Source organism: Sphingomonas phyllosphaerae (assembly GCA_036946405.1).
Lineage (GTDB): Bacteria > Pseudomonadota > Alphaproteobacteria > Sphingomonadales > Sphingomonadaceae > Sphingomonas > Sphingomonas phyllosphaerae_D.
Genome location: JAQIJC010000001.1, coordinates 1310986 through 1324336 on the forward strand (window position 1 = coordinate 1310986; position 13351 = coordinate 1324336).

16 protein-coding genes and 1 tRNA gene are annotated in these 13351 nt (G+C 68.3%); 8 read left to right on the forward strand and 9 right to left on the reverse strand.

All coding sequences use genetic code 11. The features are described from left to right. Nucleotides 1-20: 20 nt before the first annotated feature. From PGN12_06245 to PGN12_06255, 3 genes are all read right to left on the reverse strand, one after another. Nucleotides 21-212, reverse strand: coding sequence for a hypothetical protein (locus tag PGN12_06245; GenBank protein ID MEH3103489.1), 192 nt, complete (start codon nt 210-212; stop codon nt 21-23). A gap of 89 nt (nt 213-301) precedes the next feature. Continuing rightward, complete coding sequence (locus PGN12_06250; protein MEH3103490.1) at nt 302-1033, reverse strand: NTP transferase domain-containing protein; 732 nt, start codon at nt 1031-1033, stop codon at nt 302-304. A gap of 12 nt (nt 1034-1045) precedes the next feature. After that, the gene (locus tag PGN12_06255; protein ID MEH3103491.1) at nt 1046-2152 is read right to left on the reverse strand and encodes an inositol-3-phosphate synthase; all 1107 of its coding nucleotides are present in this window, start codon (nt 2150-2152) and stop codon (nt 1046-1048) included. A 132-nt stretch (nt 2153-2284) separates the two neighbouring features. On the opposite strand from PGN12_06255, the gene PGN12_06260 reads away from it, so the two are divergent. Both PGN12_06260 and PGN12_06265 read left to right on the forward strand, forming a co-directional pair. Beyond that, the gene (locus PGN12_06260; protein ID MEH3103492.1) at nt 2285-3154 is read left to right on the forward strand and encodes a CDP-alcohol phosphatidyltransferase family protein; all 870 of its coding nucleotides are present in this window, start codon (nt 2285-2287) and stop codon (nt 3152-3154) included. 64 nt (nt 3155-3218) lie between these two features. Continuing rightward, on the forward strand, nt 3219-3761 hold the full coding sequence (locus PGN12_06265) for a superoxide dismutase family protein (protein ID MEH3103493.1): 543 nt from the start codon (nt 3219-3221) through the stop codon (nt 3759-3761). A 109-nt stretch (nt 3762-3870) separates the two neighbouring features. On the opposite strand, the gene PGN12_06270 is transcribed toward PGN12_06265, so the two are convergent. Together PGN12_06270 and thpR are read right to left on the reverse strand one after the other, a co-directional pair. Further along, nucleotides 3871-5421, reverse strand: coding sequence for an MFS transporter (locus PGN12_06270; GenBank protein MEH3103494.1), 1551 nt, complete (start codon nt 5419-5421; stop codon nt 3871-3873). Between the two features lie 107 nt (nt 5422-5528). Then, nucleotides 5529-6071, reverse strand: a complete 543-nt coding sequence (thpR, locus tag PGN12_06275; GenBank protein MEH3103495.1) for an RNA 2',3'-cyclic phosphodiesterase — start codon at nt 6069-6071, stop codon at nt 5529-5531. A 121-nt stretch (nt 6072-6192) separates the two neighbouring features. Here thpR and PGN12_06280 point away from each other — a divergent pair, with 121 nt between their 5' ends. The 4 genes from PGN12_06280 to PGN12_06295 all read left to right on the forward strand — a co-directional run bounded on the left by PGN12_06280 (nt 6193) and on the right by PGN12_06295 (nt 9001). After that, nucleotides 6193-6933, forward strand: a complete 741-nt coding sequence (locus tag PGN12_06280; protein MEH3103496.1) for a Bax inhibitor-1/YccA family protein — start codon at nt 6193-6195, stop codon at nt 6931-6933. An 83-nt stretch (nt 6934-7016) separates the two neighbouring features. Continuing rightward, a complete protein-coding gene (locus PGN12_06285; GenBank protein MEH3103497.1) occupies nt 7017-7790 on the forward strand; it encodes a transglutaminase family protein in 774 nt (257 codons plus the stop codon). A gap of 61 nt (nt 7791-7851) precedes the next feature. Then, entirely contained in the window at nt 7852-8145 is a 294-nt protein-coding gene (locus PGN12_06290) for a hypothetical protein (GenBank protein MEH3103498.1), read from the forward strand. Nucleotides 8146-8452: 307 nt separating this feature from the next. Continuing rightward, nucleotides 8453-9001, forward strand: coding sequence for a hypothetical protein (locus PGN12_06295; protein MEH3103499.1), 549 nt, complete (start codon nt 8453-8455; stop codon nt 8999-9001). Between the two features lie 3 nt (nt 9002-9004). On the opposite strand, the gene PGN12_06300 is transcribed toward PGN12_06295, so the two are convergent. The 4 genes from PGN12_06300 to PGN12_06315 all read right to left on the reverse strand — a co-directional run bounded on the left by PGN12_06300 (nt 9005) and on the right by PGN12_06315 (nt 10867). After that, nucleotides 9005-9289, reverse strand: coding sequence for a barstar family protein (locus PGN12_06300; GenBank protein ID MEH3103500.1), 285 nt, complete (start codon nt 9287-9289; stop codon nt 9005-9007). Continuing rightward, nucleotides 9280-9999, reverse strand: a complete 720-nt coding sequence (locus PGN12_06305; GenBank protein ID MEH3103501.1) for an extensin family protein — start codon at nt 9997-9999, stop codon at nt 9280-9282. The genes PGN12_06300 and PGN12_06305 overlap by 10 nt, the downstream gene beginning before the upstream one ends. Nucleotides 10000-10007: 8 nt before the next feature. Further along, on the reverse strand, nt 10008-10781 hold the full coding sequence (locus PGN12_06310) for an NUDIX domain-containing protein (protein MEH3103502.1): 774 nt from the start codon (nt 10779-10781) through the stop codon (nt 10008-10010). Nucleotides 10782-10791: 10 nt separating this feature from the next. Then, nucleotides 10792-10867: transfer RNA gene (locus PGN12_06315), tRNA-Ala, on the reverse strand. Nucleotides 10868-11109: 242 nt separating this feature from the next. On the opposite strand from PGN12_06315, the gene PGN12_06320 reads away from it, so the two are divergent. Then, nucleotides 11110-12402 (forward strand): DUF2171 domain-containing protein, encoded by a 1293-nt coding sequence (locus tag PGN12_06320; protein MEH3103503.1) that lies wholly within the window; start codon nt 11110-11112, stop codon nt 12400-12402. A 131-nt stretch (nt 12403-12533) separates the two neighbouring features. Further along, nucleotides 12534-13304, forward strand: coding sequence for a 3'-5' exonuclease (locus PGN12_06325; GenBank protein ID MEH3103504.1), 771 nt, complete (start codon nt 12534-12536; stop codon nt 13302-13304). The last annotated feature ends 47 nt before the right edge of the window (nt 13305-13351 follow it).

Below are 13351 nucleotides of genomic sequence, written 5' to 3' on the forward strand. Positions count from 1 at the left end.
AGTCCGGGGCGACGAGAACATCACCGCCGCGCGCCCTGCTCTGCCGCCAGCGCCATCGCCTGTGCCGTGCCGGTCGCGGGTTTGACGCGCGCCGCGGGTTCGTTGCGGCCGAGCGTCAGATACAGCACGCCTGCGATCAGCACGCAGATCGCGAGCAGGGCGGGCCAGCCGGCGCTGCTGCGCTGGCCGATCGGGCGATGGTCGTGCGACATGGCAATTCTCCGGCGGTCGAAACAATCGTCGGATGTAATAACCTGTGTTGCGGGCGTGTTCCGGGCTGGCCGGTGAGATTTTGTTGCTGTCAGGCGGCGTGCTGATGCGCGTCGCGGTCGGCCATCGCGGCCTCCGCCTGCGCCAGCGCGCGCGCATCGTCGACATCGAGCCACCAGGCATCGCCGATGTCGATCACCCGCGCCTCGCCGGTCCGGGCCAGCGCCTCGACGCCGGCCGAGATCGAACCGGGGCCGCCGGCGGCGATCGAGGCGCGCAGCGCGTCGTGGAAGCGGGCATCGACCGCGAAGACGCCGGTGTCGAAGCAATTATAGTCGGGAAGGTGTTTGCCGATCGCGACGATCCGGTCGCCCTCCGCGCGGACGCGCGTGACGTCGTCCATGTCGACAAGCGGATTGTCGAGCCGGCGATCGACGCCGAGCGTCAGCGCCGCGTCAGGGGCGGTGGCGACGCGCGCGATCAGCGCCGGATCGACGAGATGATCGGCCATCATCAGCAAATGCCGCCGCGCGCCGATTACCTCGGCGCCGGTCAGCACCGAATGGCCGTTCGACAGCGACCAGTCCGGGGTGCGCACGCAGCGTACCGGCAGGTCGAGCGTCGCGGCAGCGAGCGCCAGATGGCGTTCGAGCCGCTCCGCTTCATGGCCGGTGACGACCGTGACATCGGCGACGCCGCCCGCGCGGGCGGCGCGCAGCACGCGCTCGATCAGCGGAACGCCGTGGACCAGCGTCAGCGGTTTCGAGGGTGACACCTCGCGCAGCCGGCTGCCATAGCCGGCCGCGACGATCAGCGCGTGCAAGGTCGAGAGGCCTTATTCGGCGGCGAGGCGCGCGTCGGCGTGGATGAACTCGTTGGTCATCGCGGCCGCCACGTCGTCGGTCACCTGCTGCGGCGGGTGCTTGCAGAAGAACGCCGACGGGCCTTCCAGCGCGCCGCCGATGCCACGCTCCAACCCGAGCTTTACGCAGCGGATCGCGTCGACCACGACCGCCGCCGAATTCGGCGAATCCTCGACCGACAGGCGCAATTCGAGGTTCATCGGCACGCCACCGAACAGGTCGCCCTCAAGCCGCAGGAAGCACAGCTTGTTGTCGCCCAGCCACGGAATGTAGTCCGACGGACCGACGTGGATGTTCTCGTCCGCCAGCCGCTCGGCGATCACCGCCTGCACCGCCTCGGTCTTCGACTCCTTCTTGCTCGCCAGCCGGTTGCGGTCGAGCATGTTCATGAAGTCGGTGTTGCCGCCGGTGTTGAGCTGATAGGTGTGATCGATCGTCACGCCGCGCTGGCCGAACAGGTTCGACAGCACGCGGTGGACGATCGTCGCGCCGACCTGCGCCTTCACGTCGTCGCCGATGATCGGCAGGCCGGCGTCGGCGAACTTCTTCTCCCACTCCGGGCGCGAGGCGATGAACACGGGCATGCAGTTGACGACGCCGAGACCGGCCTCGAGCGCGCACTCCATGTAGAATTCGGTCGCGTCCTGGCTGCCGACCGGCAGGAAGTTGACGAGGATCTCGGCGCCCGAGTTCTTCAGCTCGGCGATGATCTCCGCCTTCTCGGCGTCCCGGGTTTCGTTGATCTCGAACCCGCGATCGTTGGCCGCGGTCAGCATGTGCGGCGCGACGCCGTCCAGCTTCGCGCCCATCTTCACGATGGTGCCGGTCTTGGGCACGTCGGCGTGGAAGACCTTGGTGCAATTGGGCTTGGCGAAAATCGCTTCACCCAGATCAAGGCCGACCTTGCGCGAGTCGACGTCAAATGCCGCGACGAACTCCAGATCGCCGACCTTGTATCCACCGATGTCCTCGTGGATCAGGCCCGCGGCGGTGTTGCTGCCGGCATAGTGATATTTCCCTTGAATAAGGCTGCTTGCGCAGTTGCCGACACCGATAACCGCAACCTTGATCGTCGCCATTCTACCCCACTTGCCGACGCTTAGTCGGACGAAAAGCCATTTTACGTTGCCGCTTCGTGACAGATACGTGGCATCTGTCAAGCGAGCCGATGCGCTGTATAGGCGCAGCGGGGCAATCTCGCGAGGGACCGCGTGAACGAATCTGAAACGGCTGTGGCGGGAAAGCCGCGCGAGCTGCAGGGTTTTCTGAACAGGGTATTGTATCACCCGCTGGCGCACCGGCTGGCGAAGGCGCTGGTGCCGACTCCGGTGACGCCGAACATGGTGTCGAGCGCCGGCGCGGGAATGGTGATGGTGACCGCGGTGCTCTACGCCTGGGTCGCGACCCCGGTGGCGATCGCGATCGGCTTCGCGCTGCATTGCGGCTGGCACGTCGTCGACGGCGCGGACGGTGCCTTGGCGCGGATGTCGGGGCGCGCCTCGCCGTCGGGCGAGATCGTCGACGGGCTGTGCGACTATGCCGGGCACGGGGTGCTGTATCTGTTGCTGGCGGGAGCGCTGGACGACACCGTGGGCTGGATCGCGTGGCCGATCGCGATCGCCGCGGGGCTGAGCCGCGCGGTGCAATCGGTGTTCGCCGAGAGCCAGCGGCGGACCTATCAATGGTGGGCGTATAATACGCCCTGGCTGCAGAACGCGAAGTCGGACGGGCGCGGGATCGGGGTGGCGCTGTCCAATCTTTACCTGAGCGTGTGGCACGCGCTGTCGCGTCCGACGCAGCGCGTGAACGCTTTGGTGGCGAGCGCCGAGGCCGATCCGCCCGAGCGGCGGCGGATCGCCGGGATCGCGCGGACGATCGGATCGCGCGCGCTGCCGCTGCTGGCGGCGCTTGGCGCCAATCCGCGCACGATCCTGTTGGGGCTGAGCATGATTGCGGGGACGCCCTTGTGGTTCTTCCTGATCGAGATCGTGGTGCTCAACGTCGGGCTGGTGCTGGCGATCATGCAGGCGGCCTATCTCGGACGGCGGATCGCGGGGCTGATCGCCGACGGGCACCAATAAGCTTGCCGGAACCCGTCCGTGCGGCGGCGGGTTGGCGCGACATCAATCATAGGGAGGAACGACGATGCGACGGGTTCTGACGTTGACGGGGGTCGGGCTGGCGGCGCTGTCGCTGGCGGCGTGCAACGACGAGGGCAAAATGGACACCGGCACGCCGGTCGCGGGCGGCGCGCGCGCGGTGGCGATGCTGGCGACCGCGACCGGCGCGCCCGCCGGCCGCGCCAGCGCGACCGACGTGGCGGGGGGCGTGCGCTTCACGATCGACGCGAAGGGAATGCCGGCGGGCACGCATGGCGCGCACGTCCATATGGTCGGGCGCTGCGACGCGCCGGACTTTACGAGCGCGGGCGGACACTGGAACCCGACGCAGAAGAAGCACGGGACGATGAACCCGCAGGGACCGCATCAGGGCGATTTGCCGAACCTGGTGATCGGCAGCGACGGGCGCGGGACGATCGGCGCGGTGATCCCGGGCGCGACGCTTGCGGGGCTGCTCGATGCCGATGGTGCGGCGATGGTGATCCATGCCGGGCCGGACGACCTGATGACCGACCCGAGCGGCAATTCGGGCGGGCGGATTGCGTGCGGGGTGTTCCAGGCGTCGTGACGTTGTGAGGGCAGGCTAACGGCCGTTCGTGCTGAGCCTGTCGAAGCACGGGGTCGGGGCACGCCCTTCGACAAGCTCAGGGCGAACGGAATCGACCGGTCGGCCCTTGTCAAACCGGCTCCCCCGCCGTCCGCGCGCGTGCTTCGCGGGTGCGTTCGGCGGCGGGAAAGCGGCGGTAGGCGACCAGCCCGGCCGCGAGCGTGATCGGCACGCTGAGCAGCAACGACAACATGCCCGTCGACAGGCTGCCGCTCAGCGTCGAGATCCGGCCGGCGAGGTACGGGCCAAGCGCGAGCCCGATCAGCGTCGTGCCGATGAAGAAGGTCGCGGTTGCGGTGCCGCGCATCCGCGGCAGCACCAGATCCTGCGTCGCGGCGGCGGCGGCGCCCAGCCCCCAGGCCGCGAACACCTGCGCGCAGAACACACAGACATAGAGCACGATCGGCGTCGCGGTGGTGTAGCCCGCGATCATGAACGGCACCGGCAGTACTGCGCTGGCCAGCACCGGCACCAGCCGCCCGGCCGGGTTGCTGCGCCGCAGCCGGTCGGCGAGCAGTCCGCCGGTGGTGACGCCGATGAACCCCGCCGCCGCGCCCGCGCCGCCGATGAACAGCCCGGCCTGTGCGGGGGCGACGCCGAGCACGCGGATCGCATAGGGGGCGGCCCAGAAGCTCGACGCATAGGCCATGAAGGCGTTGAGCCCGTAGGCCACCACGGTGCAGAGAAAGGCGGGCGTGCCGAGGATCAGCGCGAAGGTCGGCGGGTCGCGATGCCGCAGCGCGCAGCCCCAGGAGAAGACCGCATAGAAGCCGACGCCGACCGCGATCCACTGCGGCAGCGGCTCGCCGAGCGTGTGGAGCAGGACGACGAGCGCGACGGTGACCGCCAGCCCGGCGAGGTTGACGAGCAGCGCGCGGCGCCCGAGCCGTGCCGCACCGATCAGCGTGAGCGGCGGGAGGATCGTTATCAGCTCGTCAAAGAAGGCGCGGAACGGTGCCGGGTGCGATGGCGGCGTCGGCAGCCCCTCGACCGCGCCGCGTACCGGCTCGCGCAAGGTCGCCACGACCAGCGCGAGCACCAGCCCTGGCACGCCGACCGCGAGAAACGCCGCCTGCCAGCCGGCGAGCCCGAGCGGCCCGCCGCCGGGGTAGGCGCGGTTCCAGTTCTGGACGATCAGTCCGCCGATGAACAACGAGCAGCCGCCGCCGACATACAGGCCCGCCGAATAGATCGACAGCGCGGTGGCGCGCAGCCGCTTGGGGAAATAATCGGAGATCAGCGAATAGGCCGAGGGGGAGGCGGTCGCCTCGCCGACGCCGACACCGACCCGCGCGGCGGCGAGCTGTGCGCCATTGGCCGACAGCCCCGACAATGCGGTCATCGCCGACCAGAGCGTCAGTCCGGCGGTCATCAGCCGGACGCGGTGCCAATTGTCGGCCAGCCGGCCGAGCGGGATGCCGAACAGCGCGTAAAAAACCCCGAAAGCGGTGCCGTAGAGGAAGCCGAGATCCTCGTCGCGCAGGTTCAGGTCGCGCTTGATGTCTTCGGCGAGGATCGAGATCACCTGTCGATCGACGAAGTTGAGGACATATACCAGGAACAGCAGCCCCAGCACATACCATGCATAGCCGCTTGCGCGGCCGTCCTGCTCTCCGGCCATGCATCCTCCCGATTTTTCCAGTAGCGTATCAGAGTAATGGGGTGAGGGAAGGGGCTGCTCCCCTCCCCTGAAGGGGAGGGGCTTACCTGGATCGAAGCTCGGCGATCCTAGTCCAAAGGCCACCTTGCCACCGCCTCGTAACGCGCGCCTTCGTGGCCGAGGATGCTCTCGTACAATATCAGGTGCGGCATCGTGAAGTCGGGCGACGCGAGTGCGGCGTGGGCGGCGATCCAGCGGTCGATTAGTGCCGGGTCGCCCGCGGTGCGGGAGAAGCGCGCGAGCGTGACGTGGGGCAGATAGCGGCGCGGGTCGGGTGCGACGCCGGCACGGGCGAGCGCCTGATCGACCTTGCGGTGGAGCGCGGCAAGCGGCTCGGCGGGGACGACGCGCGCCCAGAGCGTGTCGATCCGGCCGCGCTTGTCGAAGGTGCCCGCGCCATCCAGCCGGACGGTCGGCGCAGGGGCGACGATCCGCGACAGCGCAGTGGCGACGTCCTCGGCCTGTCGCCGGTCGACCTCGCCGATGAAGCGTAGCGTGACGTGCAGTTGCTCGTCGTCCTGCCAGCGCGCGCCGGGCAGGCCCTCCATCGCGTCCAGCAACAGGGTGCGGATCGCAGGGGGCGGGCGCAGCGCGACGAAGAGGCGGTGCATGGGGCTGTAACGAACCTTTGCTGGATCGGATGCGCCATCGTGCCTCGCTTGAAAAGCGGGAACCGACGCGCGATATTCTCCGTATCCGACCCATTCGTTCGGATGAAGGAGCAAAGAGACAATGGCCAATTGGTCCGATCCCCGGCCCTCCGCTGCCCCGTTTGGCGGGGCCGCTTCGGGCACCCGCACGGAGGCGCGTGACGCCGGCCTGCGGTCGTACATGCTGTCCGTCTACAATTACATGGCCTCGGGCGTGCTGCTGACCGGCATCGTCGCGCTCGGCTTTGCGTTGTCGGGCTATGCACAGGCGGTGTTCGGCACGCCGCTGCGCTGGGTCGTGGCGCTGGCGCCGCTGGCGTTCGTGTTCGCGATGAGCTTCGGACAGGGCAAGTTCTCGACGTCGACGCTCAAGGCGATGTTCTGGGGCTTCGCGGTCGCGATGGGTCTGTCGCTGTCGTCGATCTTCTTCGTCTATTCGCCGATCGCGATCGCGCAGGCGTTCGCGGCCACGGCGGCCGGCTTCGCGGCGCTGAGCCTGTACGGCTATACGACCAAGCGTGATCTGTCGGCGTTCGGGACTTTCCTCATCATCGGCCTCGTCGGGCTTATCGTCGCGAGCCTCATCAATCTGTTCGTTAACTCGGGGCCGCTCGGCCTGCTGATCTCGCTGGTCGGCGTGCTGCTGTTCGCGGGGCTGACCGCCTACGACACGCAGCGTACCAAGAGCCTGTACTTTCAGGTCGCGGGCTATGGCCCGGAAATGGTGGGCAAGGCGGTCGTGATGTCGGCGCTGAGCCTGTATCTCGACTTCATCAACATGTTCCTGTTCATCCTGCGCCTGTTCGGCGGGAACCGCGACTGATCCGCGGGATTGAGTGATCGAACGTCAGGGGCTCGGCGGGTGATCGCCGGGCCCTTTCTCTTGTGCGAAAGGAAGGGGCGAGGATGCGCCTGTCGATCGAGGCGGTGCTGGATTACGGCTTTCCCGCCCCCGCCGACGTCTTGCTGCAAGTCGAGGTCGCGGCATTGCCCGACCAGATGCTGGAGACGCAGTCGCTGGTGATCGAATCGGATCAGCCGATCCGCGCGGTCGCGGGCGAGGACGGGATCGGGCAACGCTGCTGGGCGCGCGCCGAGCACCGGTTGGTGGCGCGATACAGCGCGATCGTCGCGATCGATCGGCCGCAGGTACGGCTCGAGACATTGCCCGCCACCCCGGCCGCGCGGTTGCCCGCGGCGACGATCCCGTATCTGTTGCCGAGCCGCTATTGCGAGGCCCACCGTTTCGACCATTTCGTGCGGCGTACCTTCGCCGGGCTGAGTGGCGGCGCGCTGGCGGTGGCGCTCGCCGACTGGGTGCGCGACAATCTCGACTACGCCCCGGTCGCGCCCGGTGGCGGTGCGCTGCATACCTTTGCCGAGCGGCGTGGCGTCTGCCGCGACTATGCGCATCTGCTGGTCGCGCTGGCGCGCGCGGCGGAGATCCCGGCGCGGTGCGTCTCGGCCTATGCGCCCGGCGTCGACCCGCCCGACTTTCATGCGGTCGCCGAATTGTGGCTCGATGGCGCATGGCATCTGCTCGATGCCACCGGCATGGCGCGCGCCGACGAAATCGCGCGGGTCGGTGTCGGACGCGATGCGACCGACATCGCGTTCATGACGATCTTCGGCACCGCCAGCCTGTGGGAGCAGCGGGTGCGGGTCACCCGGCTCGCCTAGGAACGCGGGCGCGCGACCGGCGTTGAGATGTGAACCAATATGTCCGGATGAGGAGGGTATGATGACCGAAGCGAGCCCGATCGACGACCGCGCGCTCGACAGCCTGTCGGTGGCGCCCGCTGACGAAAAGGCCGGTGCGTCGCGCAATGCGCGCCAGGATGCCGGACAGGATCGCTCGATCGAAAAGCGGCTGGCCAAGCATCCCGCCAGTGACGATGCGCGCCTCGACGAAGGGCTCGACGAGACGATGGACGCCTCGGATCCAGTATCGATCACGCAGCCGGGGCGTGGCGAACCCGCGCCGTCGTCCGGGTTCGATGCCGCCGAGGAAGCGGAGCGGCAGCGCGACGCGTGAGCATGATTTCGTCATCCCGGACTTGATCCGGGATCCCGCTGTTCCGCGGCGGCATGGAGGAGCGGGGCCCCGGATCAAGTCCAGGGCGACGGGCTTGGGCCTGCGGCGGCCGACCCCCTGATAGGTGCGTTTGTTGCTACGCTTGGCCTTCAGGTCTCACGCCGAAACTCCGTTCGTCGCATCCATGTTGCGGTGCGGCACGAGCCATGCTGACTTATGACAGTCGGAAGACGGCGCCGTTAAGCCAAACGTTAACCACTTTGGCGCATTCTTCCGGGCATTGGATCATGCACGGCGGGGTGTGACGATGGGTAGAATGAAAGCGGCCGAAGGGGCGATGACGCTGGCCGAAATGAAGGAGTTCGCAACCTTCCCGGCCGCGACGCAGCGGTACATCCGCCGCAGCCTCGACGTCGGTCTCGATCGTGACGATGCGCTGGCGCGCTGGTCGCGCGACATCGTCGAGGCGGCGAGTATCCGGGCGCAGGCGCAGCATTATCGCCGCCTTGCCGGCATCCGTGCGCTGGTCCCTGACGACAGCGGGCTGGATGCCGCGGAACAGGTGCTCGCACCGCTCATCACGCTGGCGGCATTCGATCTGGGGCAGGGGCGGATCACCTCCTTCTCAGCGTTCCGGTTCCTGTTCGAACGGCTGGTCGGCGCGAAAGTGCGGCCGTGGCTGCCCTCCGCCTTCTGCTCGGCGGCGGCGATGCCGCACCTGCACCCGGAACTGCGGCGCCAGCTGCTCCAGTCGATCAGCGAGGCGGCGGCGACGGCGTCCGGCTGGTCGTCGCGCCAGCCGGCGTTCTTCCCGCACTGGGTCGAGAAGGTCGATACCGCCGCGCTGCCGCACTGATCGTCAGGTGAAGCGCAGCGCGATCGGCAGCCGCGTGTCGCGCGCGGCGTCGTCGAACACGCCGCGCACCCGGTCGAGATAGGCGAGCAACGGCGCGGGGAGGGGCGTGCCGATCGCGATCTCGACGGTGAGCGGCGGGCGAACCCGGTTCTCCCCCGCCACCAGGCCGTCATAGAGCGCGTCGAGATTGGGGCCGTGCCAGTCGGGCGCGCCCAGCGCCGGGAGCAGCGCCGCCCAGAAATCCTCGCGCCGCTGCCACCCGCGCGCGTCGAGCCGGATCAGCGACATGCGCGCCAGCCCTTCTCGCCGCGCGCCGCCTGGTCGAGGTGGAAGTGGTCGCGGTGTGCGGCATTATAGTCCGGCGACAGCACGGTCGCGAACAGTCCACAGGCACCATCGCGAACCTCACGCAGGAACGCCGCCTTCCGCCCGTCCCCTTTCCAGTCGCGCGCGACGCTGATCCGGGTGCCGTCCGACAGGCGGAAGCCCGCGATGTCGATCGCGTCGGCGGTCGCATGTTCGCTCCACGCCCCGGCGTCGCGACCATAGAGGCGGCGGCACGAATAGCTGCCGAAATGATCGATGCGGGTGACACGCGCATCGAAATGGCGGCGGGCGGCGGGTAGCAGCACGTTCCACTCCCACATCGTCAGCGCGGCGGCGACCGGGCAGGCGGTGCCGAGGTCGGCCGGCGACAAAGCGATGCTGCGCGCGCCGCCGCCCGTCAGACGGACCGCATCGTCATAGCCGCACTGGCCATCGCGGCGCGCGGGCAGCGCGGTGAAGCGCACGCCGGCTTGCGTCAGCAGGCTGCGGCACGAGGCGGCATCGCCGGTCAGTCCCGCCAGCTTGCGCCCGGTGAACAGCCCGACCGGCTGGCCTAGGTCGAGCGGGGGCCAGGGCAGGTCCTGCGGTCGTCCGCGCAGCACCCCCCACGCGACGAGCGCGAGCGTGGCGAGCAGCGCCAGCGCAACGCTCCAGCCGGCGATGTGCCGGATCGCGCGTGCTAGCCGCGCCGCACGTGGTCGCGGCGCTCGGCGGTGACGGGATAGCCGAGATCGTCGGGAATGCAGAGATATTCCTCCCCATCGCGAAGTTCGGACCACGGCACCACGACCCGAACGGGAAAGGCGCGGGCCTGCGCGACCGCCGCGGCATGGGAGGGGAACAGGGCAAGCCGCTCGAGGTTGCGGCGGGTCGGAAAGATCAGCGACAGACGGCCAGCATCGGCGTCGTCGAGCACCGCCTGCGCACTCGACCAGCACAGCCGGACGTTCTCGGTGCCGTCGACCTGCGGCGCGGGCGCGTCGGGGGGCAGCGCGGCGAGGTAGAAGCGCGTGTCGTAGCGTCGCACCGGGCTGTAGTCGGGGCGCCAGCGCGCGAACGGCACCAGCGCGTCGAGATCGAGCGCGGCACCCACCGCAGCCAACGCCTCGCCGAAGGGCGCCCCCATGCCGAGCGCCGTACGGATGGTCGCGATTATCGCCACGTCGGGGGTGGCGACGAAGCCGACCGGTAACGCAGCCTCCTCGATCGTCTCGCGGATCGCCGCGATGCGCGCGGCGCCTTCCTCGCCATGTGCCAGCCCGAGCGCGCGGGCGAGGTCACGATCGCCGGGATCGACCCGCCCGCCGGGAAAGACCATCGCGCCGGGCGCAAAGGCCATGATGCCCGCGCGTTCGACCATCAGGATGTCGGGAGGACCATCGGTATGGTCCCGCATCACCACGAGCGTGGCGGCGGGCATCGCGTCGGGCGGGTTCGGGGAGGTTTTGGTCATCGGCGGCGGGTGGTGGAGCTGAGGGGAATCGAACCCCTGACCTCTGCAGTGCGATTGCAGCGCTCTCCCATCTGAGCTACAGCCCCGCCCGCCGATGCCCGGCCATGGCCGGGAGCGACGCCCTTAGACGCGATCCGCGGGCGACGCAACAGCCCAAACCACCGAAATCCCGAAAATGCCGGACGGTCAGCCGGTCCCGATGCGCGACGAAAACAATGTTGTGCGCGTGTAACGACAGGAACGAACTGCCGCAGATCAGCTTTCTCCCCGATACTGGCGCGACGCCGCAACGCGGTGCGCGACCCGTGTCTGACGCAGGAGAATCAAGATGGGCTACGAACGCTATCCGCGCGGTACCGACCCCAAGGGCGATTATTACGGGCGCAGCGAAACGCAGGATTATGGTCGTGACTATGGCTCTGGCCGCTCCGGCAGCTATTCGAGCGCGCGCGACTATCAGGCAGCGGGATCGTTCGATCGCGACGACGATCGCAGCGGCCGCGGCAGCTACGGGCGACGCGACGATTACGGACAGCGCGGCTACGGACGCGACAGCTATGCGCAGGGCGGCTATGGCCGCAACGATTACAGCCAGCGTGAGGGCTATGGCCGCCAGCAGGGTGGCTTCGGCAGCTATGACCGCGACCGTGAAGATCGTGGCTATTCAAGCGGCCAGCGCAGCGACTATCGCTCCCGTTACAGCGAGCGCTCCGGCGGCGGCTATGGCCAGCAGCGCTATGGCCAGTCGTCGGGCTATGGCCAAAGCGGCGAGAATCACGGCAGCTACGGCTCCGACGGACGCCGCTTCAACGACGTCGGCACGCATCGTCATGACGACGACGACAATTACCGGGGTGGCGCGCAGAGCCGTCACCGCGACCGCGGCGCGAACTACGGCCGCCAGCCACAGGGCTATGACTACGACGATCGCGGATTCTTCGCGCGCGCCGGCGACGAGGTGCGTAGCTGGTTCGGCGACGAGGATGCCGAGCGTCGTCGCGAGGCCGACAGCCGCTATGACGAGCGTTACTACCAGCAGCAGGGTCGCTCGGACCGGGATGGCGACTATCACAACTGGCGCTCGGGCCAGATTGCGGCGCTCGACCGCGACTATGACGAATATCGTCAGGAAAACCGTTCGCGCTTCGAGAACGAATTCTCGACCTTCCGCAGCGAGCGGCAGACGCAGCGCGCCGCGCTCGACAAGGTGCAGGAGCATTTCGAGGTGCTGGGTTCCGACGGCAGCCATGTGGGCACCGTCGACAAGGTCCGTGGTGATCGCATCATCCTGACCAAGAACGACGTCGATGCCGGCGGCCAGCATCATTCGATCCCGTCGCGCTGGATCAAATCGGTCGAGGACAAGAAGGTGACGCTGTCCAAGACCGCCGACGAGGCCAAGCAGCACTGGCGCAACGAAGAGCAGAACCAGGCGATGTTCGGCCATGACGATCGCTCCGGCAATCGCGACCGCACGCAGGGTTCGTCGATGTCGTCGACTGGCAGTGGCGCGACGATGACCGGAACCACGGTGGGCGCTGCGACCACCGGCTCCACGACGACCGGCATGACCGATCAGAAGGACACCAATCTGAACAGCAGCTTCTCCGGCACCTATTGAGTCGGTGCGGTACGCGCCGCCGGAGGGCGGCGCGGCTGTGACGGAAGGCCCCGGACCGGATGGTCCGGGGCTTTTTCGTGCATGGCGGCAAAGGTGGCATTTCGCGGTGAAAGGCCCCACATCGGTTCGGCATGATGTATCCCCGTCGCACGCAATCGCAGATCATCCGCGTCATCGATCTCGAGACCACCGGTGCCGCGCCGCCCGCCCATGCGGTGTGCGAGGTCGGCTGGCAGGATGTCGCGCTGGGCGCGGACGGACGCTGGGAACTGTATGGCGAGGGCGGCAATATCCTCGTCAACCCGGGCCGCCCGATGCCCGCGATCACGCAGGCGATCCACCATATCCGCGACGAGGATGTCGTTGATGCGCCGTGGTGGCACGATGTCGCGCGACAGGTGCTCGATCCCTACCCGCGCCGCATCGCGCTGGCGGCGCACCGCGCGGCGTTCGAGGAGCAATTCTGTACCCCGGCGCTGACGCATGGGGCCGACTGGATCTGCACATGGAAATGCGCGCTGCGGCTGTGGCCGGATTCACCCAGTTATTCCAATCAGGTGCTGCGCTACTGGCGCAAGCCGCACGGGCTGGACCATGAACGTGGGCTGCCCGCGCATCGCGCCTTCCCCGACGCTTATGTCACCGCGCATCATCTACGCGACCAGCTGAACGAGGCGTCGGCGGCGCAGTTGATCCAGTGGTCGAGCGAGCCGGGGCTGTTGCCGCGCGTCCGCTACGGCCCGGATCGCGGCAAGGAGTGGCGCGAGATTGAGGAGGAAAGCCTCGTCAAGTTCCTGACCGATCGCGATCCCGACGTGCGCTTCACCGCCGAAACCGAGATGGCGCGGCGGCGTGGCGGCGGGCATGTCGGCCGGATGACCGCGCAGGAATTGCTGCTTTGATGAACCTAGGTCAGTAAGGCTGCATCTTCGGCTGGCGCAGGGCGTCG

Excerpts from the sequence above, each read along its gene's own strand:
- PGN12_06245 (MEH3103489.1), bottom strand. The coding sequence starts at position 212 with ATGTCGCACGACCATCGCCCGATCGGCCAGCGCAGCAGCGCCGGCTGG.
- PGN12_06255 (MEH3103491.1), bottom strand. The coding sequence starts at position 2,152 with ATGGCGACGATCAAGGTTGCGGTTATCGGTGTCGGCAACTGCGCAAGC.
- PGN12_06265 (MEH3103493.1), top strand. The coding sequence starts at position 3,219 with ATGCGACGGGTTCTGACGTTGACGGGGGTCGGGCTGGCGGCGCTGTCG.
- PGN12_06270 (MEH3103494.1), bottom strand. The coding sequence starts at position 5,421 with ATGGCCGGAGAGCAGGACGGCCGCGCAAGCGGCTATGCATGGTATGTG.
- thpR (MEH3103495.1), bottom strand. The coding sequence starts at position 6,071 with ATGCACCGCCTCTTCGTCGCGCTGCGCCCGCCCCCTGCGATCCGCACC.
- PGN12_06280 (MEH3103496.1), top strand. The coding sequence starts at position 6,193 with ATGGCCAATTGGTCCGATCCCCGGCCCTCCGCTGCCCCGTTTGGCGGG.
- PGN12_06285 (MEH3103497.1), top strand. The coding sequence starts at position 7,017 with ATGCGCCTGTCGATCGAGGCGGTGCTGGATTACGGCTTTCCCGCCCCC.
- PGN12_06290 (MEH3103498.1), top strand. The coding sequence starts at position 7,852 with ATGACCGAAGCGAGCCCGATCGACGACCGCGCGCTCGACAGCCTGTCG.
- PGN12_06295 (MEH3103499.1), top strand. The coding sequence starts at position 8,453 with ATGGGTAGAATGAAAGCGGCCGAAGGGGCGATGACGCTGGCCGAAATG.
- PGN12_06300 (MEH3103500.1), bottom strand. The coding sequence starts at position 9,289 with ATGTCGCTGATCCGGCTCGACGCGCGCGGGTGGCAGCGGCGCGAGGAT.
- PGN12_06310 (MEH3103502.1), bottom strand. The coding sequence starts at position 10,781 with ATGACCAAAACCTCCCCGAACCCGCCCGACGCGATGCCCGCCGCCACG.
- PGN12_06320 (MEH3103503.1), top strand. The coding sequence starts at position 11,110 with ATGGGCTACGAACGCTATCCGCGCGGTACCGACCCCAAGGGCGATTAT.
- PGN12_06325 (MEH3103504.1), top strand. The coding sequence starts at position 12,534 with ATGATGTATCCCCGTCGCACGCAATCGCAGATCATCCGCGTCATCGAT.